The organism is Streptomyces sp. NPDC060205 (assembly GCF_042728395.1).
Lineage (GTDB): Bacteria > Actinomycetota > Actinomycetes > Streptomycetales > Streptomycetaceae > Streptomyces.
Window position 1 is genome coordinate 1 of the sequence record NZ_JBHWZP010000154.1, and the last position, 21,942, is coordinate 21,942.

Below are 21,942 nucleotides of genomic sequence, written 5' to 3' on the forward strand. Positions count from 1 at the left end.
CCCGTTCCCAGCTGCGGACGGCCTGGGCGAGGTCGCCCGCGTGCCACTGGGCGACACCGAGGTGGTACTCGGTGAGCGGGTCGGACGGGCCGGTCTCCAGCAGGAGTTCGCCCGGCTCGACACCCACGGTGAGGTCGCGCTGCACCGAACCGAGGGTGTCCGCGTCGACGTCGAACACGGCTTCCGTGCTCTCGCCCGGGGCGAGCCGTACCCGGGCGAAGCCGCGCAGTTCCCTCGTCCTGGGCCACGAGGAGCCGCCCGAGATCCGCCGCACATACAACTGCACGGTCTCGCACACCGGCCGCCGTCCTGTGTTCGTGACGGTGACCGCGCAGGTCAGCGCGGGCGCGTCCAGGGACACGGACGTACGTGACAGCTTCGGCTCGCCGTAGGAGACCGTCGTGTACGACAGCCCGTGGCCGAACGGGTGCCGGGCGGAGGCCGGTTGATCGACGTATCCGCGGTAGCGGTGGTCCTTGCCGTTGTAGAAGACGGGCAACTGGGCCGCCGAGCGTGGCACCGACACGGGGAGCCGCCCTTCCGGCTCCGCCCGGCCGAAGAGGACGTCGGCGACCGCGCGTCCGCCCCAGGGTCCCGGATACCACGCGCTGAGTACGGCGCCCGCGGTTGAGGAGAGGTCCGGCAAGGCGTGCGGGCGGCCCTGGATCAGGACCACGACGACCGGTGTGCCCGTGGCGGCCACGGCGTCGATCAGCTGCACCTGTGCGACGGGCAGCGAGAGGTCGGCCAGATCGACGCCCTCGCCGCAGGTCATCCCGCTCGGTGTGGCCGAACCGACCCGTGCGGCCCCGTTGTCGTCGAAGGCCGTCTCACCGTCGCGGGCGCTGGAACCGCCCAGCACCAGCACGGCCACATCGGCCGCGGCGGCCAGGGCGACCGCCTCGGGGAGCGCGGACAGGTCGGCGCCGGTCAGTGCGCACCCGGCGGCATGGGTGACCTCCGCGCCGTCGGGGGCGGCTTCGCGGATGCCCTGCAGCACGGTGATGCCGGTCCCGGGCCGCTGGGGCGCGGTGTAGTCCCCGATCTGGTGCGGTACGGAGTCGGCGTCGGGCCCGAGGACGGCGATCCGCCGGGCCGCCGCCGGCAACGGCAGGGTGTCTCCGTCGTGTTCGAGCAGGACGACGGAGGCTCTGGCGATCCGCTCACTCAACTCCCTTACGGGCAGCAGTGTTTCATGAGCGGGCCGCCCGGACGTGTAAGGCTGCTCGAAGAGGCCGAGCCGGAACTTGAGCGTGAGGACCCGGGCGACGGCGCTGTCGAGCGCGCCCTCGGGAACGAGTCCACGGGTGACGGCCTCGGCCAGGTGCGGGAAGCAGGCGTCCCACAGGCTGAGGTCGCAGCCCGCTGAGAGAGCCATGGCTCCCGCGGCCACCGGGTCGCCCGTGAGACGCACCAGCCGGTCGACGGCACCGCCGTCCGCCATGACGATCCCGTCGTAGCCCCACCGCTCGCGCAGCAGCCCGGTCAGCAGGGGCTCGTTGGCGACACAGGGCAGCCCGTCGAGTTCGTTGTACGCGGCCATCACCCCGGCCGCGCCCGCCCGGACGCCCGCGCGCGCCGCCGCGAGGTGGATCTCGTGGAGTTCCCTGGGCCCGAGTTCGGTGGCCGCGCTGTTGCGCCCGCCGACCGTGGCGCCCTGCCCGGCGAAATGCTTGAGGACGACCGCGGTGTCCGCCCTGCGCATACCGCGTACCAGCGCCTCCGTGAACCGGGCCGCCAGGTACGGGTCCTCGCCGAAGCACTCCTCGGCGCGGCCCCAGCGCGGGTCGCGCACCAGGTCGAGGGCCGACACGAGTCCCACATGGCCCCCGCGGGAGCGCAGTTCGGCGCCCACCGCCTCGGCGGCGGCCTCGTACAGGTCGGGGTCCCAGGTGGCGCCCACGCCGAGGTTCACCGGCAGGAGGGTGCCGTCGAGGGCCTGGTGACCGTGCGGTACCTCCTCCACGAACAGCACCGGGACGCCCAGGCGGGTGTTCTCCACGACGTGCCGCTGCACGTCGTCCGAGACACGGGCGCCGTCGGCCGCCGTGATGCCGTCCGCGAACCCGACCCCCGACCAGGGATCGGCGCGCTGGAGCCCGTAGAGGGCGCCCATGCCGTCATGGGCGGCGACCTCGGTCCGGAAGGCGTCGGTCAGCCGGTACCCGCCGGACGGCGTCCGCTCGTAGGCGTCCCAGCCGTAGAGCCGCTGGTTGACCTGGCCCACCTTCTCCTGGAGGGTCATGCGGCCCAGCAGGTCCCGTACGCGGGCCCCGACCGGTGCGTCCGGATCCCGGTAGAGAGGGCCGGTCATGTCAGCTCCAGGACGACGACCCCGTACGGGGCGAGCCGTACGTCCGTCACCTGCTCGCCGGACGTCACGTCGTGCAGGGTGCCGACCGCGTCGGGGCGTACGGTCAGTTCCTCGGCGGACTGGCTGACCAGCCACACGAAGCGCCGTCCGTCCTCGTGCACCAGCAGGTCGGCGCCCACGTACGGGCTGTCGACGGTGACCGGACGCCCGGCGCCCGCGAGGTCGGCGAGCGCCGCGTACAGCCGGTGCGTCTGCTCGGGGTTGACCCGGGCGGTGCGGGCGGCCATGTGCTCCAGCGGGTACGTCGCGAGGACCGTGCGTCCGCTCCCGGTCTCGCGCACGAGCAGGGCGGGGCGGCCGTGCCCGTCGACGGCGACCACCCTGGCGTCGCGCGGGACCACCGGCAGACAGGCCCGGCTGTCCTCGTTGCCCGCCACCGGGAAGGTCAGGGTCTCACCGGCCGCGAGCGGGCCGAAGTCCTCGGTGAACGTCATCTCCAGTACGTCGTCGGTGATGGGCTCGGCGACCCCGTACGACAGCTGCAGTTCGACCCCGAAGAGGCCGTCGAGGTCGTCGAACCACGGGCCGCGCGTGCCGGGGTGTTCACCGGAGCAGAACGACAGGTAGACCGTCGCCCCCTCCTCCGCCCGGCGGGCCAGTTCGCGCCGGGTACGGGCGGTCAACTGCCGGGTGGCGGGCAGAAGATAGAGCTTGGCGAGGCCGGGGAGGTGGTCGGCCTCGCGGACCAGGGCGGCCGGCAGGTCGGCGGCGCGGGCGGCGACGTACGCCTGGTGCAGGGAGGTGAAGATCAGCGGTCGGTCGGCGGGCCTGCTGTAGGGGTAGCCGCGCTCCAGGAACGCGGGCACGACCAGGGCGGCGTCGGTGTCGGCGCGTCGGCAGCGGGCGAAGTCGACCGCCTCCAGCACGTCGGCGAACGCGGCGAGTTCGAGCAAAGGAGCCTTCGGCGCGCCCTCGCTGTCCGTGATGCCGAAGTGCATCTCGAACGGGTGGTGGTCGTACGGCGAGCGGTCCCACAGGTCGTCGTAGTCGGTGTTGTTCCAGGCGATCCAGCCCGTGGCGCCGCCGAGCAGGCTGTTGTGCAGGGTCTGCCGGTAGTAGATCCCGGCGTTCTCGGCGGACACGGTGTCGGTCGAGAGGCCGAACTCCTCCAGGACGACGGGCTGCTGCGTCACCGAGGCCAGCTCGCACTCGAAGGCGGCCCGGTAGTGCTGGCGGGGCCGGTCGGTGTCCGAGCGGTAGACGTGCGGGCCCACGAAGTCGACGTACTCGGCGGTGTCCCGGAGCGAGAAGCCGTTGTCGCGGCCCGTCACCTCGATGCCCCAGGCGCCGTCCCCGAGGGAGACGGGCTGGGTGCCGCCGGCGGCCCGCACGGCGTTGCACATGGCCTGCGCCCAGGCGGTGACGACGTCGGAGGAGGGCGGGTTCTCCTGGTAGACCCGGCCGTAGCCGGGCATCTCGTTGGTGATGAGCCAGCCGGTGACCGCGGGGTGGTCCTTGAAGCGGCGGGTCATCTGCGAGGCGAACCACGCCTGGCGGCCGACCATCCACACGTCCTCGTACAGGTCCCGGCCGCCGCGCCAGACGGGGTCCCAGTTCTCGCCGGACATGTGGCCGACGATGAACGTGGGGACCGTGCCCATGCCCGCCTCGGTGTGGGCGTCGAGGAAGTCCGCGAAACGCTCGCACAGGGTCTCGTCGATCCGGTGCGGCTCGGGGTGGAAGTCGGGCCAGTAGAAGAAGGAGCGCGTCATGGTCAGACCGTGCTCGCGCAGCACTTCCAGTTCCTCGCGGACCGTCTTGGGGTCGTAGTCGCGCCACATCAGGGGACCGCCGGTGCGGGACCAGAAGTTGGCGCCGAGCCAGGGCAGTACGGCGGAGTCGTGGGTCAGGTGGGCGCTGTGGCGTCGCATGGTCCTTCTCGGATCGATCGGTGGTGCGGTGGCAGGTGCGGGTGTGAGACCCGCCGGGGCCGGGGCCGGTCAGGGGGCGGGTCTTCGGGGGGCCGGTCCGGTCGACTCGCGGACGACCAGGCGGGGCCGGTCGTCGAGCCGCTCGGCCTCGACGTCCTCGCCGCAGCGGGCGAGCAGCACCCGCGCGGCAGCCGCGCCGACCCGCTGCACCTGCTGGTCGACGGTGGTCAGCCGCGGATGGAGCCAACGGCCGAGCGGCAGGTTGTCATAGCCGACGACCGAGAGATCGCGAGGGACGCGCAGGCCCGCGCGTTGGGCTGCGCCCATGCCGCACACGGCCATCGAGTCGTTGGCGTAGACGATGGCCGTGGGACGGTCGGCGGTGTCGAGGAGCGCGACGGTCGCGGCGACGGCCGACACCTCCGAGAAGTCGGTGTGCAGCACGGCGACCGGCCGAACCCCCGCCTTGCGCAGCGCGGCGTCGAAGGCGCCGTGCCGCAGCCTGGTGTGCTGCAACTCCTCGGGACCCGCCACATAGGCGATGCGCCGGTGCCCGAGCTGCAGCAGGTGGGCGGCGACCTCTTCGACGCCGGCGCCCTGCTGTCCGAGGCCGACGCTCGGCACGGCCGCCGCACGGTCGGGCGCGCCGAGCAGCACCGCGGGCAGGCCGAGGCGGGCCAGCAGCGCGGGGCGGGGGTCGACGGCCCGCGCGTCGGTGAGCACCGCGCCGTCCACCCGGCCCTCGGCGGCCAGCCGCTCGTAGAGGACGTTCTCCTCCTGCACGCCCGCGACCAGATGCAGCAGCAACCCGTAACCGCGCGGGGCGAGTTCGCCCTCTATGCCGGTGATCAGCTCACTGAAGTGGGGGTCCGCGCCCAGCACGTCGGTGGGGCGCCGGACGACCAGGGCGAGCGTCCGGGTGCGCGCGCTGCGCAGGGCCGCGGCGGGCGCGCTCGGCGACCAGCCCAGCTCCAGCGCGGTGTCCAGGATGCGGCGGCGGGTCGTCGAGGACAGCCGTCCCTTGTCGTTGAAGGCCTGGGAGACGGCCGCGGTGGACACCCCGGCGGCTGCCGCGACGGCCTTGATGGTGGGACGCCGCGCTGCCCTGTCCGGCGTGCCGGGCTCCTCGGTGGGCGCGCTCACATCTTCACCGCCCCGCTGACGAGCGCCTGCTGCATGCGCTTCTGCAGGACGGTGTAGACGATCCACACGGGTACGAGCGTGAGGACCGTGCCCGCGGTGAGGACGCCGTAGTCGGTGCCGGTGATCGACTTCAGGGTGGGCAGGGCGACCTGGACCGTGCGCTGGGCGGGATCGGGGCCGATGATCACGAGTGAGTACAGGTACTCGTTCCAGAAGGTCAGGAAGTTCAGCAGCAGGACCGTCGCGATGCCGGGCATGCACATCGGGACGTAGACGTGCCGCAGGACCGCGAACGTGGACGCGCCGTCCATCCGCGCGGCCTCCTCCATCTCCTTGGGGATGGTCCGCATGAACTGCACCAGGATCACCACGGACAACGGCATCGCGGTCGCGGGCAGGAACAGCACCATGAACGTACGCGTGTGGAACAGACCCGTCGCCGCGGCCAGCAGGAACGTCGGGAAGAGCGCCGCGAAGGTGGGGATGAGGAAGCCGAGCGAGAAGACCTTCTCCATGACCGACGCGAGGCGTCCGGTGGACCGGGCGAGCGCGAACGCGGCGGGCAGCGCCAGCCCCAGGGTCAGTACGAGCGCGAGGACCGTCACCAGCGTCGAGTTGACGACGGCGAGCCCCAGGTCGGCGCTGTCGAAGGCGGTGCGGAAGTTGCCGAACCCGAACGAGGTGGGCAGGGCGAAGGGATGCGCGAAGATCTCGTCGTTCGTCTTGAAGGCCGAAGCCAGGAAGTAGTAGAGCGGCACGATCAGCAGGACCGCGTAGGACCACACCAGGATGTGCGCGGGCAGCCAGCGCTTGCCGAGCTTCATGGTGAGCGGCTCCGATCAGTAGTTCTGGCGGAATGCGCGGCGGATGGCGAGCAGTCCGACGAGCCCGGCGAGGAAGAGGATGACGCCGACGGTCTGGCTGTAGCCCAGGTCGGCCGCGATGAACGCCTTCTGGTAGACGAGGAACGACAGGGTCGTGGACGAGCTGCCCGGTCCGCCCTGGGTGAGCAGCAGGACGTGCTGGGCGGACCCGAAGAGCGTCCACAGGAACTGCAGCATCGTCACGACACCGACGTAGTCGCGGATGACGGGGAAGTGGATGAGCCACATCGTCCGCCAGTGCCCGGCGCCGTCGAGCTGCGCGGCCTCGCCGAGTTCGTCGGGCACACTGCCGAGCCGGGCCGCGAACAGGACGGCCGTGAAGCCGATCCCGGCCCATACGTCCAGGGCGATCAGGCAGGCCAGCGCGGTGGACGGTGAGGCGAGCCAGGCGTCGGTCAGCGAACCGAGACCCACGGACTCCAGCGCGCCGTTGGCCAGCCCGTCCGGGGACAGGGCGGCGTAGAAGACCATGGCCTTCGCCGGGGTCGAGATGAGCCCCGGGATGAAGAGCAGATAGCGGATGACCCGGTGCCCCGGCGGCTTCTGCGCCACGTAGTAGCCCAGCATGTAGGCGCACACGATCATGATCGGCAGGGCGACGGCGAGCTGGACGGCGGTGTTGCGCACCGCGTCCCAGAACACCGGGTCGTCCATGACCGTGCGCACGTTGCCGAGACCGGCGAACGACACCGGCTGCAGCATGCCGGGCCAGTGCAGGGCGGCGACCACGAAGATCGCGACCATCGGCCCGACCATGAAGACCAGGTACCAGATCAGGGCCGGCACGGCGAGGACGGTGCCGCCCTGCCGGGGCGGGCGCCGCTCCGCGGTGGCGGACGGCGGGCCGGGGCGGCGGACCGTGGTGTCGCCCGGTGTGGGCGTCAACGTCGTCATGCGGTGACTCCGATGGACTGGGGCGAGGGACGCGGGGGACACGGGGGAGGGGACAGGGGGAGGCTCATGCGGAGCGGTACGCGGCTTCGAGCACGGCGCGGACCTTCGCGGCGCCGGTGCCCCGGGTGAAGGACGTACTGGTCGCGGTGATCAGCGGCTGGGTCGCCGCGGGCGGCACGTACACGTCGGGCAGCAGGACCTGGCTGACGTCGTCCTCCAGCCGCTGGGCCGCCGCGACCAGCGGGAAGTCCGTACTGACCGTGCCGGAGCGCAGCGCCATGTCACGGCCGCTCTCTTTTATGAACCGGGACACGGTGTCGGGGCGGTACATGAACCGCAGGAACTTCTCGACGGCGTCGATCTTCTTCGTGCCGTTCGGACTGATCCAGAACCCGATGAGCGTGTACGTCCGCAGGATCGTCGGCAGCTTGTGCGCGGCGCCCTCGGCGAGCGGCCAGCCGCCCACGTCCGTGTGACGGGCCACGGCCTCGGGCACCTTCGCGAGCGCCGACGACATCGCCGACTGGATCGCGGCGGACTGGGTGTTGTACTGCGTGGTCATGAGGTCGGAGGTCAGCCCCTGCGCCTTGTCGACGAACACTCCCGCGTCGCGCAGGGCCACGAAGTACTCGATGCCCTCCTTCGCGCCCCTGCTGCCGCTGAAGTCGCCGGTGGAGTAGACGTGCCGGGCCTCGTCCTCGCTGAGGAAGGTCTGGATGACCTGGGCGAGGAGCTTCTGCCCGGTCCAGTCGTTGCCGCCGGTGGTGACGGGTCCGATGCCCTTGGCCCGCAGCTTGCGGGCCGCGGCGATCAGCTCGTCGCCGGTCACCGGGATCTCGTCCACGCCCGCCCTGTCGAGGAGCGAGCGGTTGTAGGCGACCGGCCAGTTCGTGGCGAAGTAGGGGAAGGCCCGCAGCCTGCCCTTGCCGTCGGTCCAGGCGTCCAGCGCCACGGGCAGCACCCGCTCGCGCAGCCCCCAGTCGTCCAGGTAGTCCTTGACGTCGACCGTGGCACCGACTTCGGTCCAGGCCAGGGTCTTGTCGTAGAGGTTGACCATCACGACGTCCGGCTCCTTACGGGCCAGCCGGGAGGTCTCGTAGACCTGGGCGAGGTCGTCGCCGTTGACGAGGTTCTTGACCTTGAGCCCCGGGTTCTCCTTGCGGAAGCGGTCCAGGGAGGCCAGATAGGTGGGCGATCCCGGCGCGGTGGTGCCCAGCTGGCTGTGCACGACGAGCGTGTCGGGATCGGAGTCCGCCGCGGCCAGCGCGGAACAGCCGGACAGAGCGGGCAGGGCGGTCGCGGCGGTGAGGCCGGAACCGGCGGCGAGGAAGCCGCGCCGAGTCAGCGGTGAGCGCACAGCGGGGTGTCTCCAACCAAGGCGGTTAACGAGTGGTTAATCGATGTACCTGCGGAAGTGCGAGGACTTTAGGAGGGGTTCCGCGTGTGGTCAAGACCTGGAAGGGATCCGCTTCCCCGAACGGGGGCGGATCCCTTCCGGGCCACCGCGGGCGAGCGCCCCGAAGGGGCGCGGGGAGCGGCGCGCTCAGCCACCGCCGACCGGCAGCCGCCACACGTCGGATCCCCGCGCCCCGGAGGGCGCTCACCCCGGAGGGCGCTCACCCCGGAGGGCGCTCACCCCGGAGGGCGCTCACCCCTGTGGGCGCTCACCCCTGAGGTTGGTTTACGCCTGAGGGTGGCCTACGCCTGAGGACCAGGCGCCACAGCCACCCGTTGCCGGCCGGCTCCGGTCAGCCGACCCCCACCGCCCGCACGATCGTCTGCACGACAGAGTTCCCGCGCGCATCGGACGCATGGACCCGCACCGAGAGGAACTCGGCCGTCCGCGGAGCGGCCAGGTGCGTGAGCGCACCCTTGGCCGACGTGGACAGCGGCGCCCGCCGCCAGCTCCGCCCGTCGTCGTACGACACCTCGACCCTGTCGACCCGGGTCGCGGCGACGGAGACTCCCGGCACGTGCGAGGCCGTGACCAGCACGGGCGCGGTCCGCCGGGCCGTCCCGTCGGCCGCGGTCGGGATCAGGTAGTCGAGCTGCACCAGCGGCAGCAGACCGCTCTCACCCTTCTTGGGCGTCGCCGACGCGAACCCCCACTCGGTACGGGTGGAGGTCGAGTACGGGAATCCCTCGGTGCGCTCCGTCGTGGTCACCAGGCGGTAGCCGGCCCTGGCCGCCGGTACGTCGCCTGCCACGGCGTATCCGTCGGAACCCGCCACCAGGGTCTTCCCCCGGTACAGCTCCGTCCGCTGCGAGGTCGTACCGGTTCCGTAGGTGCTCACATGACCGTTCGTACCGTCACCCCAGCCCGGCACATACGCCTCGACGGTGTCGCCGGTGCGCCGCGGCAGCGTCTCGCTGACGTTGACCCGGGGCCGCTGCACGGGCCCGAACCACTGCACGTCCGTACTCCGCCCGGCCGGATAGGTGACCACGCCGGACTTCTGCGTCGCGAAAGCCGTCGTCGCCTCCTCCATCCACCTGACCTCGCGGTCCGAGGTCACCCAGTCGGTGCGCCGCGCCCCGGAGTGGGACAGCCGCTGCATACCGATCTTCACCCCGAGATAGGGCTGGATGTCGTAGCGGAACTCGTCGACCTCCTTCGCCGGATCGTTGCGGAAGTCGACGTCGACGCGCGCGAGTTGGCGCTCGGTCGGCGCGTAGGTGAGCTGCTTGGGGATCGTGTCGTGCCAGGAGCGCACGAGGTCGTACAGGTAGCCCGTCTTCGCGTGGGTGACCGTGCGCATCGCGACGGAGCCGTCCTGGCTCGCCTTGATGCGGTCGATCAGTGTCGTGCCCCCGGTGCGAGACAGGCCCACGACGGTGAGCGGGGTCTTGCGGACGGGCTCCCGGAGCCTGCCGTCGACGTCGTTGACGATCACCAGCAGCGCGACGCCCGACTTCTCGGCGGACTGCACCTGGTCGGCGGCTGCGGCGGCCTTGCCGGCCGCGAGGTCCTCGTCCTCCTCCTCGTCCCCGTCGTCCTCCTCGTCCTCCGGGAGGTAGTTCACGACGGCGATCCTGCCCCGGGCGTCCAGACCCTCGTAGTCCTGCGTCAGACCGGCACCCGCGTAGACGGCACGCAGCGTGCGGTCACCCTCGGCCGGGTCGGCGGATCCTGGCTGGACCCACAGGTCGTCGAAGTCCTGCTTCCCGGAGGCCAGGCTGACGAGGGGCTGCTGCATACGCCAGCGGGCCGTGTAGGTCAGCTCGCCCGAGGCGGGCTTCGCGGTCGGCAGGGCCCACAGGCTGTCGTAGCCGCTGCCGACCGTCCATGAGTCGACTACCGGGGGCGAGTCGTCCCCGAACGTCCGGCTGAAGTCGACCCGGACATCGCTGTCCGTGCTCGCCTTCGGCGTCACCACACGGGTCCGCACCAGACGCGTACCGTCGAGCGTGACGTCCGTGTCGCCGCGCACCTGCACGGTGGGCGCGCTCAGCAGGGCCAGGCCCCGCGAGGACTCGCCGTGCGTCCCTTCCACCGGCGCCCAGACCCAGACCGTGTACGTACCGGGCCGTACGAGAGCGTCGAGGGCGCCGCCGGCCGCGTTGGCGGACTGGCTGTACTCGTCGCCCTGCCGCTGCCAGTTGACGAAGACGAGCGACGGATTCGGGGCGCCGGAGCGATCGGTCACCTGGACGCGCAGATGGAAGGGCTCCTCGTACGTGCTGACCCCGAGGAGCGACCTGGTGAGCGTCCGGCCCGAGGCCTCGGCGGTCAGCTGTGCCGTGTAGCGCTGCTCGGTCGCGGCACGGTCGAGGTGGGTGGTCACGGTCGTCGACGCGGAACCGCCCGCGGGGACGGTCAACTGCTCGTCGGCGACGGTGAACAGACCGGCCGGCGCCGTCTTTGCGGCGGCCACGGACAGGTCGACCGTGACCGGCTCGGCACCGTCGTTGCGCCACCGGACCGTCTTCTCGACGGTCTCGCCCGGCTCGCTGGTGGTGTGGATGCCGGCGTCGACCGTACCCGTGGCGAACAGCGTGCCCTCGGTGGCGTCGACCGCGTCGACCCGGCCGTTTCCGCCCGCGTCGGCGGGGTTGTCCGGCGTGGCCTTGGACCTGCTGACCAGCGCGTCCTTGATCTCGGAGCCGGTCCAGCCAGGATGCGCGGCGGCGACCAGTGCGGCCACCCCGGCCACATGCGGTGTCGCCATGGACGTGCCGCTCTTCGCCGTGTACGAGCCGGTCCCCGACGTGTACTGCGAGCGCGCCGCCAGGATGCCCACCCCCGGCGCGGTGATCTCCGGCTTCAGGGCGTCGTCCCGCAGCCGGGGGCCGCGGCTGGAGAACTCCGCCACGGTGTCGTCCGCGTCGACGGCGCCCACGGTGAGCGCGGCGTCCGCGGCGCCGGGAGCGGCGACCGTGTGGTCGTACGGTCCCGCGTTGCCCGCCGCGACGGCGAACAGGGTGCCGGTCTCGGCGCTGAGACGGTTCACGGCCTGACTCATCGGGTCACTGCCGTCTGAGGGCCCGTTGGAGCCGAGGCTCATGCTCACGACCTTGGCCTTGGCGTCACGCGCCGCCCACTCCATGCCGCTGATGATCCAGGAGTCGTAACCGCTGCCCGCGTCGCTCAGGACCTTGCCCACGTGCAGCCTCGCGCCCGGCGCGACCCCCTTCTCGACGCCGCCCGCCGAGGCGGCGCCGCTGCCGGCGATCGTCGACGCCACGTGGGTGCCGTGTCCGTTGCGGTCCGTGACGTCCTCGCCGGGTACGAAACTCTCCGACGAGTCGACGACGTCCTTCAGGTCCGGATGCCCGGTGTCGTAGCCGGTGTCCAGGACGGCGACGTCGACACCCGCACCGGTGTTGCCCTTCGCCCAGACATCGGGCGCGCCGATCTGCGCGGTGCTGTCCGCGAGTTCGGCCTCGACCTTGCCGTCGAGCCACACCTTCCGGACACCGCCGGCCAGCTTCGGGGCACTTATGGCGGTGGCGGTGGCGGCCTTGCCCGCCGGTGCCGTGAGGTCGCTCCAGAAGGCCGCGGCCCGGGTACGGTCCTGGACGAGCGCGGTGCTGTTGATACTGCTCAACGCCCGTGCGTCGGTGGCCCCTTCGGGCAGGGAGGTGGCATCCGACTTCCGCCGGGCGGCGGAGGCGTAACTGACGATGAGGGGCAGACCGTCGGCGTGGCTGTCCCCGTACCCCTCCGCCAACAGGCGTGTGACGTTGAAGAGTTCGGGATCGAGCAGACCGGAGCCGACATAGGTGTCGGCGGAGGACGGGTACACATACGTGTCGTCGCCCTGCCGGGTGATCCGCGCGTCGGCACGCAGGCCGTCCGGCCCCTGTACGGAGACGGTGTCGGGGCCGGCGCCACCGGGAGTGACGGTGACCTGATCACCTGTCAGCAGCGTGACGGTACGGCTCTTGCTGGGGGCTCCGGTCCCTGCGGCGGTGGCCGCACTGCCGGAGCTGGCAACGTTGTCGGTGAGGGTGGACAGGTCCAGGCCGGCCGCGACGGCGGACGGGGTTGCCGTCAGCGCCACGAGGGCCGTTCCGATGGCCAGCAGTCTGTGTCTGCCGGGATGCATCAGTCGCACGGGCGTCCTTGATCGGTTCGATGGTGAAGCGGACGGCTGGACACTAGCCATCCGATGACTGTTCCGGGAGGGGGTACCCGGAAAGATCGTTCCGCGAAATGTGCTGGCAACGTGGGGAGTTGGGCGGCCGGGGCCGCCGGGTCGGGGTGTGGAGTGCGGGGGGTGCACTCTTGACAAGGACGCACCCCCGCAACGTACGTTCAGTGCGCAACCACCTAGCGCGGGAGTCACCTTGAGGGCGTCACACGTCAGGCCGGTCCGCAGCGCGGTGACGCTGCCGGTCTGGACGAAGCGTCGGCACGTGGATCTGTGCCGGACGCAGGGCGCGCTCTGTAGCTGACCCCTGGTTCCGGAACCGATCCCGGTTCCGGCTCTCCACCCCGGCGGCAGCCCCGTAGGCCCGCACATGTCCGCGTGTCCTGCGCGCCCATGTGCCCATGTGCCCATGAGTCCGTCGCATCGCGTGTTGCCGCAGTCCCGCCCGGTCGCGTCCGATCCGGTGTGTCCGGCAGGTCCGGACGACGCCCACGCGCGCCGCCGGAATTCCTCCGCCCTCAGACGTCACCGGTGCTGGTGTCGGTGTCGCCGTCGGTATCGGCCCGTGCGCCGGCACCGGCATCGGCATCGCCCCCGAACCGGTGGGAATGGACGATTCGTGAGCGCAGAACGCCCCAGGACGCTGAAGACCGTGACCGGAGCGGGCGGCACGTCCGAGACCTACGACCTGGCGATCGACCCGACCCGATCGACACTGGACACCGCCGTGCGCGTGGCGAGACTCGCCGAGGCCGCGAGGATCGACGCCCTGTTCACCGCCGATCTGCTCAGCTTCGGCGCCCAGGGCCCGATCGGCTCGCAGGAGCCGCTGGTCTTCGTCTCGGCGCTGAGCCAGGTGACCTCGCGGATCGGTCTGATCGCCACGGTCTCGACGACGTTCCACCATCCGTACAACCTCGCCCGGCTGTTCGGCACCCTCGATCACGTCAGCAACGGGCGGGCCGCCTGGAACCTGGTCACCTCCTCCGTCGGCGAGGAGAACTTCGGCCCCGGCGACCTGCCCGGCCCCGAGGAGCGGTACGCGCGCGCCGCGGAGACCCTGGAGGTGGTCAACGCCCTGTGGGACAGCTGGGAACCCGGTGCGCTGACCGTCGGCGCCGACGGCAAGGCGGTGCTGCACCGCGACCGGGTGCATCCGATCGACCACGCGGGACAGTTCTTCACCGTGGCGGGCCCGCTGAACATCCCGCCGCTGCCGCAACGGCGCCCGGTACAGCTGCAGGCCGGCCAGTCGGAGGCCGGGCAGGCCCTGGGCGCCCGGTACGCCGAGATCGTGTTCACCTCGCTGCCGACCCTGGACATCGCGGTCGACTTCACGCGCAGGATCCGCAGCCAGGCCGAACGGTTGGGACGAGCCGGCGGACTGCCGCTCATCTTCAGCTCGTTGCACGCCACCTACGGGTCGACCGAGGAGGAGGCGCGGCGGCTCGTACGCGAGAAGCGGGAGTCGATCGACTTCGAACGCGGTCGCGCGCAGGTGGCCGACATGCTCGGCGGCGGCGTCGACCTCTCCGAGATCCCGCTCGACGCGAAACTGCCGGAGAGCCTGCTGCCCGACATCACCTCGGTGCACCGCCGCCGGGGCCGCGTCGACATCTTCACGGGCTACGCGCGCCAGGGCTACACCCTGCGGGAACTCGTCATCGCGGCCCAGGACACCGGGCACTGGGCCGCCGCGGGGACACCCGAACAGCTCGCCGACGCGGTCGAGGAACGGTTTCGGGCAGGCGCCCTCGACGTGATCACGCTGAGCGGCCTCGCGGACCCGCACCAGCACGACTTCGCCGTCAACGGCCTCCTCCACGAACTACGCAAACGGAAGATAGTAGCCCCCGACTACACCGGCACCACCCTGCGCGAGAACCTCGGACTGGAACTACCGGCCCGCGTCCCTGCGACCGCCCGGGTCTGAACCGATCCGGCCGTCGCGCCGGAGCGAGTGGCCTTCCCGTCTTCCCGTAGGCCTCCTGCTGTCCCGTCAATCGGCCGGTGGACAGGCCCGCACGTATTTCGCCTGCCCCGCTGAGAGGTGCCGGTCGTCGCACCTCTGCAGCGGAGCAGGCGTCCCCCTCCGGTTGAGCGGATCTCTCGCGGCTCCTCCCCCAGGAGCCGCGGCGTCACCGCTCGCAGGACCGATCTCAGCAGGAAAGGCATTGTTCGGAAGGGGGATTCCGGCGTCCGAACAATGGCGGGACTCGATCTGTACGCATGTGGACAGCCGTGAATAGGTTGACCGTTCGGTGTGAGGGGGCCTGAGCGGGGGCGATGTGGCGGGACGGCGTGAGGTGCCGGTGGATCCCAGTACGGGCCCGGTGCAGCGGTTCGCGTTCGAGTTGCGCAAGCTGCGTTCCGAGGCGGGCGGGATCACCTATCGCGTACTCGCGGAGCGGGCCGGGTACTCGGTCACGACGCTGTCACAGGCCGCCGCGGGTGAGCAGTTGCCGACCCTTCCCGTGGTCCTGGCCTATGTCGGAGCATGCGGTGGCGACGCGACCGAGTGGCAGGAGCGGTGGAGGCGGACAACGGAGGAACTCTCCGCTGAGCCGGGAGGCGCAGAGGAGGGTGCCAAGCCTCCCTATCAGGGGTTGTCGCGGTTCGAGACCGGGGATTACGACCGTTTCTTCGGCCGCGACCGGCTCACCGCCGACCTGCTGGACCTCGTACGGCGGCGCCGGTTCGCCGCGGTGTTCGGCCCGTCCGGCAGCGGCAAGTCCTCTCTTCTGCGAGCCGGTTTCGTCCCCGCCCTTCAGCGCACCGAGGACGCGGAACTGCGTCCGGGGTCCATCCGTATCCTCACCCCCGGGCCGCACCCGGCCCGGGCTCTCGCCCATGTCCTCGATCCCGGCACCACCGCACCAGGAACCACGGCGGCGGACACGTTCGTGATCGTCGACCAGTTCGAGGAGATCTTCACCCTCTGCCAGGACAGGGCCGAGCGCGCCCGCTTCCTCGCACTGCTGCTGAACGCCCGCGAACCCGAGCACCGATTACGGGTGCTCATCGCCGTGCGCGCCGATTTCTACGGCCGCTGCGCGGAACACCGCGATCTCGCCGACGCCCTGCGCGACGCCCAGTTGCTGGCCGGACCCATGAGCCCGGCGGAGCTGCGCGAGGTCATCGTCGGACCGGCCGTAGCCGAGGGCCTGACCGTGGAACGCGCCCTGACCTCACGCCTCGTGACGGAAGTCGCCGGCGCCCCGGGCGGACTGCCGCTGCTTTCGCACGTGCTGCTGGAGACCTGGAGCCGCCGCCGGGGCAAGACGATGACCCTGGCGGGCTATGAAGCGGCCGGTGGTCTCGAAGGTGCCATCGCCAAGACCGCCGAGGAGGTCTACCGCCGGTTCACCGGGGAGCAGGCGGCCGTCGCCCGCCGTCTGCTGCTGAGGCTGGTCACTCCGGGCGAGGTCACCTCCGGCGAGGCGACTCCGGACACGCGAAGGCCTGCCGCCCGGGAGGAGGTCGAGGATCCCGGCCGACCGGAGACCGCGGAGGTCCTGGGGGCTCTGGCTGCCGCGCGGCTCCTCACTCTCGACGGCGACCGCGTCGAGCTGGCGCACGAGGCACTGCTGACCGCCTGGCCCAGGCTCCGTATCTGGATCGAGGAAGACCGTGAACGCCTGCGCGTACACCGAGGACTGACGGAGGCGGCCCGCGCCTGGGAGGAACTGGGCCGTGACTCCGGTGCTCTGTACCGCGGTGCCCGACTGGCCACCGCACAGGAACACTTCACCCGGGAACCCTTCGGCCAGGGGCAGGCCGCGGATCTCACCGGGCTTGAGCGGGCGTTCCTCACCGCCGGCACGGCCGCGCGCGAGCAGGAACGCCACGTCACGATCCGCGCCGCCCGGCGGCTGCGCCGTTCCAGGGCCGGCCTGTCCCTCGTGCTGGTGCTCGCGGTCGTCGCGGGGGTGGTCGCTTGGCAGCGGAGCACGTCGGAGAAACGGGAACGGCTGGACGCCGAAGCCCGCAGGATCGTGGCGCTGGCCGACAGCCTGCGGGCCACGGACCCGGTCACCGCGATGCGGCTGAGCATCGCTGCCCGGTCTCTGGCCGACTTCCGGAAAGCCGCTCGGCGCTGATGACCGCCGCGGTGCAGAAAGAGCAGGACACCTTTACCGATCCGGACACTGACCCGACCGTTGTGCGCCACCTCAGCGGCGACGGCCGCACCCTGGTCGGCGTCGGTGCCGAGCGGGTCGTGGCGTGGGATGTGCGCAGCCACCGGCGCATCGCCTCATGGCCGGGGCTGGGCGCCGAGCTGGCACATGCCGGCGTGCTGAGCCCCGATCTGCGAACGCTCACCCTGGTGGACGACGACGGGAACGTCGGCTTCTGGGATGTGCGGGCAGGCCACAGGGAACGGCAGCGTATGCCGACGGACGCCGACGCCGACGACGGAGCCGAGATCGGTCCGAGCGGCCGCACTTTCGTCCTGTACCGCACGGCCGGTCGGCAGGCGGTCGTCCAGCTGCGCAGCATGAGGACCCGGCGTGTGCTGCTGGAGCGCCGTATGGAGCACGTGGTGCCTGCTCTAGAAGCCGGAGAGGCGTTCGACGTCCCGGACTGGGCCTCGCGGCGGCTGTTTCAACAGCGCTTGATGAGGCGCTATCCGTTTCCCGATGTCCAGCTGAGCGCGAACGACCGTCTGATGGCGCTGTGCCTGCCCGGAGCCCGGCTGCAGATCTGGGACGTCTCCCGGCGCAGACAAGTGCCCGCCGCCTGGGCCCCCGAAGCGACCACGGCCAACTGTGCGGAGGAGGGTTTCCAGTTCACACCCGACGGCCGGCGTCTCGTCCTGCGTGACACGACGTCGGTCCGCACCTGGGAGATCGACTCCGGCCGGGAGCTAACGAAGATCGCGCACGAAGGGCTGGAAGACCTCGAATTCAGCCCGGACGGTACGTACCTGGCCGCGACGGACGCCGACGAGGTCCTGTTGTGGCGGACCGACGAACCCACCGCACCTGTCTTCAGATCGCCTCTCTCCGACGAGGCGGTCAGCGACCTCAGATGGGACACGGAAGGGGAAGAGGGCAGCATCCGGTACTTCGCGGGACGGTCGCAGACCGTGGTCCGCTCCCTCTCCCTCGACGGGGTCGTGGAACCGCGCTGGCGCAGCCGGGCCGCGGTGGCCGCCGCCTTCGGTCCGGAGGGCCGCATACTCGCCGTCGCCCACCAGGACGCCCGGACCGGGCGGGCAAAGGTCCGGCTCCACGACGGCCGCAACGGCAAGCACGTGACCGCTCTGCCGGCCGTGCCCTGCCCCACGGTCCGCGAAGGGCCCCCGGATCCCGCGCCCTGCCCGGTACACCTTGCCTTTCGCCCCGACGGACGCGTCCTCGCCTACGGGGTCAGCCACCCGTCGACCTCGCTGCCGTCGGAGAAGCTGAACTTGTGGGATGTTTCGGACCGTCGCCTCAGCAGGTCGCTGACGGTGGCACGGGCCGATTTCGAAAGACCCGGCGGACGTGCTCGGACCGTCAACGGCATCGCCTTCCATCCGGACGGAACAGCGCTGGTGACGTCCCGCATACCGGCGGACGAACGTCTCGAATACTGGAGCCTTCGCCGCGGGGACCTGACCCGCGAGATATCCGGCGTCGGCGGTGAAACCCTCGCGGTGAAACCCGGTGGCCGGATCCTGGCCACGAACCACGGTCAGTTCCTCGATCTGCGCACCCGCAGGGTCGCACGACGTGTGCTCACGCCCGGAGTCACGACGACGATCGCCTTCAGCCCGGACGGCAGGTACCTCGCGGCAGGCGACGAGTCCGGTCAGGTGACCGTGTGGGACGGCGCCGCCGACAAACCTCTCGGCATCCTTCCCGCCCCTCCGGTACACGACGGCACACCCAGGTACGTGACGGCGCTGGCGTTCTCCCCGGACGGGCACACCCTGGCTGCCGCGGGGGAGAACGGCACCCTTCGGCTGTGGGACACCGACTCCGCCCGCCCGCTCGGCTCCGCCCTCCCCACCTCGGGGACGGCGCTGTTGGCGCTGGCCTTCAGCCCTGACAGCAGGACGCTCCACGCGGCCGGCACCCACGTACTGCTCCAGACCTTCGACATCACCACGGCACACGCGACCGCCCGGGCCTGCGAGCGCGCCGGAGCGGGACTGACCGAGGACGAATGGCGCACGCACGTCCGCGACGTTCCTTACCGGAAGACCTGCTGAGCGCAGTGGGCCGGGCCTACGACCCCGGCCCGGAGGTGTCGGGAACCCCTACTGGTCAGGCGTCACACCGCGTTCGTCGCCCCCGCCCGGTCCGATGCTTTCGCCAGGCTCGGCGGCCTCGCGGGTGTCCGGCTCGGCGGCGGTTCCGGGGGCGGGGAGCACAGCCGTTCCGGCCGCGTCCGGGGCCTCCGACGGTCCCGTCAGTTCCGTCACCGTCGGTGGGCTGCCTTTCAGTAACGGCACCGGATTCACCGTGGCCGCCGAGCTGTTGCGTCCCTTGCGTACCTCGAAGTGCAGGTGAGGGCCCGTGGACCTGCCCGTGCTGCCGGACAGTCCGATCCGCTGGCCGGCCGTGACACGGGCTCCCTCGCGGGCCTGCCGTTTGTCCAGGTGGGCGTAGAGAGTGAACACCCCGCCGGAGTGGGCGACGATGATGTAGCGCCCGTAGGAGCCCGTCAGGTCCACCGACCTCACCACCACTCCGGCGGCGGACGCGAGGACGGGCGTGCGCCTCGGGGTGCGGTAGTCGACCCCGGTGTGCTGCGTGCGGTAGTCCCGGCCGGTGAAACCGCGGCTGATGCCATGGCTGCCCCGGAAGGGTTTGTAGAGCGTGGGCACGGCGACCTCCAGTCGCTGAGGCGGGTGGTTCGTCCGCCCTGCACGGTGCCGCGCCCGCCGTTCCAGGCACCTGGGGCAGGTGCTCCTACCGGTCCCTGGGCCCGTCCGCCCCGGACTCGTATCCCGACCAGTGAACCCGGCCGGGACCCTGCCTGTCATGCCTTTCCCGCGCAGCGCGCCCGCCCGGTCCGCGGAACCGGGGCCACCGCGCGGGCATCCCAGTAGACGACGGTCCGGAGTGGTCCGACCTGACGCGATGGGGGAGTGGTCCATGCCTGGTCCTGGTCCTGCGCCTGTTCCCGGTCTGTCCGAAGCCGAACAGGCGCTCTGGGACGCGTTCCCGACGGGGGACGTCGTCGACCTCGGCGCGTCCCTGGGGAGTTCGGCTCCACGACCCGGCACGGTCGTACGAGCCCACGTGATCGTGCGCCTGCTGCTGGGCGAACGCGAGCCCGCTCCCGGCCATGTCCCGGCTCTGCGGCTGCGGCGGGCCCTCGTGTCGGGCACCGTGGACCTGTCGGGCAGTGACGTGCCGTACCCGCTGGTCGCGACGGACTGCGTGTTCGAGCAGACGCCCCTCTTCGAGGCCGCGTCGACCAAGCAGGTCGACCTCAGCGGCTCGCAACTGCCCGGCCTGCTGCTGCGGGACGCGCGGGTCGACGGGCTCCTCCGCCTCCGGAACTGCCGCTGCGACCAGCCCGTACGGCTGACGCGCGCCCACGTCGGCGGCACCCTGGACCTCACCGCCGCCCGCCTCCGCGGCACTCCGGCACTCCACGCCGACAGCCTCGTCGTCGAGCGCGACCTGATCTGCCGCGATGCCGAGGTGGAGGGCGAGATGCTGATGTGGAGCGCCCGGATCGGCGGCACCCTGGTGGCGGAAGGCGCCCGCGTCTCCCATCCCGAAGGAGCCACCCTGAACGGCGACGGCCTCGTGGTGGGCGCCGGTCTCTTCGGCGGTGACGGCCTCGCGACCTCCGGCCACGGCCTGGTCTCCCGAGGCGAGTTGCGACTCCAGGACGCCAGGATCTCCCGCTGCTGCACCTTGAGCGGAGCGACGCTCGACAACCCCGGGGGCATCGCCCTCAACGCTGAACGCCTCCATGTGGAGGGGCTGCTCGCTCTGGACGGGAGCTTCACGGCTCGGGGACCGGTCGTGCTGGCCGGTGCCTCCGTACAGGGCCCGTTGCGGCTGGCGGGCGCGACCCTCGACGCGCCGGGCGGACAGGCACTGGACGCCTCACTGACCGCCATCGGCGGCGACCTCGACGCCTCGTCAGGCTTCTCTGCCGAAGGGCAGGTGCTCCTGGAGGGCGCGCGTGTGGAAGGCTCGGTGCGTCTCGCGGGCGCCCGACTGCACCATCCGGAGGGGGAGACACTGTCGGCGCGGCGGATGCAGGTCGCCGGGCGGGTGCACTGCGCCGACCTGGAGTCGTACGGGCAGATCGTCCTGACCGACGCGACCGTGGGCGCGAGCGTCGAGTTCCACGGCGCCCATCTGACGAACCCCTCCGGCCGCACCCTGACCGCCTGGGGGTTGACCGCCGGGGGCGTCGTCGACTGTTGTCACGGCTTCGTCTCGCAGGGCAGGGTGTCGCTGACCGGCAGCCGTGTCGGAAGCGCGCTGTCCCTTGCCGACGCCACGGTGGACGGCCCCCTGTCCGCACGGAACATCAGGGCCGCCGCACTCACCACGGATGCGGCGACCCGGCTGCGCGGCCCCGTCGACCTGCGGCACGCCCACGTCGAAGTACTTGAAGACGTCCCCGCGCGCTGGCCCGACGTCCTGCTCCTGGACGGCTTCGTGTACGACAACATGGAGGTGACCCTGTCGGTCGAGGACCGGCTCGCCTGGCTGGCGAAGGAGAGGAACGGATTCCTGCCCCAGCCCTACGAGCAACTCGCCGCGACCTACACCCGCCACGGACACGACACCGCCGCGCGCACCGTGCTGCTCGCCAAGCACCGCCACCACCGGGCAAGCCAGCCGCCCGCTCTACGCGGTTGGGGCTACGTACAGGACTGGACCGTCGGCTACGGCTTCCTCCCACGCCGTGCGGCGGGCTGGCTGCTGGCCCTGCTGCTCGTGGCGACCGTGGCCTTCGCCGTCCACCACCCCCGGGCGGCGAAACTGCCGGAGGCGCCGGAGTTCAATCCGTTCCTGTACGCGTTGGACCTGCTGCTGCCCGTCGTGAGCTTCGGGCAGGAGGGGGCGTTCAACCCGGGCGGCTGGCAGCAGTGGTTCGCGGCGACGCTGATCGCCGCGGGCTGGGTGCTTGCCACGACCATCGCCACCGGCATCACCCGCACGCTCTCACGCAGGTAGCGCCGCGACCGGCACCCCTCGGTGCGGGCCGTCGAGACG

Annotated in this window: 13 protein-coding genes; 5 read left to right on the top strand and 8 right to left on the bottom strand. The window is 71.6% G+C overall.

Annotation, left to right across the window (positions count from 1 at the left end; translation table 11 throughout):
• The 7 genes from ACFWGJ_RS25170 to ACFWGJ_RS25200 form a co-directional block, all read right to left on the bottom strand.
• A partial coding sequence (locus ACFWGJ_RS25170) for a glycoside hydrolase family 3 N-terminal domain-containing protein (RefSeq protein WP_387328511.1) occupies positions 1 to 2,314 on the bottom strand: 2,314 nt, incomplete at its 3' end.
• Positions 2,311 to 4,245 carry a cellulase family glycosylhydrolase gene (locus ACFWGJ_RS25175; RefSeq protein ID WP_387328513.1) on the bottom strand — a complete coding sequence of 645 codons (1,935 nt, stop codon included), beginning with the start codon at positions 4,243 to 4,245 and terminating at the stop codon, positions 2,311 to 2,313. The genes ACFWGJ_RS25170 and ACFWGJ_RS25175, both read right to left, overlap by 4 nt.
• 69 nt (positions 4,246 to 4,314) lie before the next feature.
• A complete protein-coding gene (locus ACFWGJ_RS25180) occupies positions 4,315 to 5,388 on the bottom strand; it encodes a LacI family DNA-binding transcriptional regulator (RefSeq protein ID WP_387328516.1) in 1,074 nt (357 codons plus the stop codon).
• Positions 5,385 to 6,212, bottom strand: a complete 828-nt coding sequence (locus tag ACFWGJ_RS25185) for a carbohydrate ABC transporter permease (RefSeq protein ID WP_387328518.1) — start codon at positions 6,210 to 6,212, stop codon at positions 5,385 to 5,387. Before ACFWGJ_RS25185 ends, ACFWGJ_RS25180 begins: the two co-directional genes overlap by 4 nt.
• A 15-nt stretch (positions 6,213 to 6,227) precedes the next feature.
• A complete protein-coding gene (locus ACFWGJ_RS25190; protein ID WP_387328520.1) occupies positions 6,228 to 7,166 on the bottom strand; it encodes a carbohydrate ABC transporter permease in 939 nt (312 codons plus the stop codon).
• Positions 7,167 to 7,230: 64 nt separating this feature from the next.
• Entirely contained in the window at positions 7,231 to 8,523 is a 1,293-nt protein-coding gene (locus ACFWGJ_RS25195; protein WP_387328523.1) for an ABC transporter substrate-binding protein, read from the bottom strand.
• A 391-nt stretch (positions 8,524 to 8,914) separates the two neighbouring features.
• Positions 8,915 to 12,715, bottom strand: coding sequence for a S8 family serine peptidase (locus ACFWGJ_RS25200; protein WP_387328525.1), 3,801 nt, complete (start codon positions 12,713 to 12,715; stop codon positions 8,915 to 8,917).
• A gap of 277 nt (positions 12,716 to 12,992) precedes the next feature.
• Here ACFWGJ_RS25200 and ACFWGJ_RS25205 point away from each other — a divergent pair, with 277 nt between their 5' ends.
• The 4 genes from ACFWGJ_RS25205 to ACFWGJ_RS25220 all read left to right on the top strand — a co-directional run bounded on the left by ACFWGJ_RS25205 (position 12,993) and on the right by ACFWGJ_RS25220 (position 18,959).
• The gene (locus ACFWGJ_RS25205; protein ID WP_366781647.1) at positions 12,993 to 13,064 is read left to right on the top strand and encodes a putative leader peptide; all 72 of its coding nucleotides are present in this window, start codon (positions 12,993 to 12,995) and stop codon (positions 13,062 to 13,064) included.
• A 315-nt stretch (positions 13,065 to 13,379) separates the two neighbouring features.
• On the top strand, positions 13,380 to 14,693 hold the full coding sequence (locus ACFWGJ_RS25210) for an NtaA/DmoA family FMN-dependent monooxygenase (RefSeq protein WP_387328527.1): 1,314 nt from the start codon (positions 13,380 to 13,382) through the stop codon (positions 14,691 to 14,693).
• 379 nt (positions 14,694 to 15,072) lie between these two features.
• Complete coding sequence (locus tag ACFWGJ_RS25215) at positions 15,073 to 16,860, top strand: hypothetical protein (RefSeq protein ID WP_387328529.1); 1,788 nt, start codon at positions 15,073 to 15,075, stop codon at positions 16,858 to 16,860.
• Positions 16,860 to 18,959: a WD40 repeat domain-containing protein gene (locus ACFWGJ_RS25220; RefSeq protein WP_387328533.1), complete on the top strand. Its 2,100-nt coding sequence runs from the start codon at positions 16,860 to 16,862 to the stop codon at positions 18,957 to 18,959. The genes ACFWGJ_RS25215 and ACFWGJ_RS25220 overlap by 1 nt, the downstream gene beginning before the upstream one ends.
• A 48-nt stretch (positions 18,960 to 19,007) precedes the next feature.
• On the opposite strand, the gene ACFWGJ_RS25225 is transcribed toward ACFWGJ_RS25220, so the two are convergent.
• On the bottom strand, positions 19,008 to 19,577 hold the full coding sequence (locus ACFWGJ_RS25225) for a M23 family metallopeptidase (protein WP_387328535.1): 570 nt from the start codon (positions 19,575 to 19,577) through the stop codon (positions 19,008 to 19,010).
• A gap of 271 nt (positions 19,578 to 19,848) precedes the next feature.
• Here ACFWGJ_RS25225 and ACFWGJ_RS25230 point away from each other — a divergent pair, with 271 nt between their 5' ends.
• The gene (locus ACFWGJ_RS25230) at positions 19,849 to 21,903 is read left to right on the top strand and encodes a hypothetical protein (protein ID WP_387328537.1); all 2,055 of its coding nucleotides are present in this window, start codon (positions 19,849 to 19,851) and stop codon (positions 21,901 to 21,903) included.
• The last annotated feature ends 39 nt before the right edge of the window (positions 21,904 to 21,942 follow it).

Bases quoted from the DNA above. Each gene is read 5' to 3' on its own strand.
- ACFWGJ_RS25175 (WP_387328513.1), bottom strand. From the start codon at position 4,245: ATGCGACGCCACAGCGCCCACCTGACCCACGACTCCGCCGTACTGCCC.
- ACFWGJ_RS25185 (WP_387328518.1), bottom strand. From the start codon at position 6,212: ATGAAGCTCGGCAAGCGCTGGCTGCCCGCGCACATCCTGGTGTGGTCC.
- ACFWGJ_RS25190 (WP_387328520.1), bottom strand. From the start codon at position 7,166: ATGACGACGTTGACGCCCACACCGGGCGACACCACGGTCCGCCGCCCC.
- ACFWGJ_RS25200 (WP_387328525.1), bottom strand. From the start codon at position 12,715: ATGCATCCCGGCAGACACAGACTGCTGGCCATCGGAACGGCCCTCGTG.
- ACFWGJ_RS25220 (WP_387328533.1), top strand. From the start codon at position 16,860: ATGACCGCCGCGGTGCAGAAAGAGCAGGACACCTTTACCGATCCGGAC.
- ACFWGJ_RS25230 (WP_387328537.1), top strand. From the start codon at position 19,849: ATGCCTGGTCCTGGTCCTGCGCCTGTTCCCGGTCTGTCCGAAGCCGAA.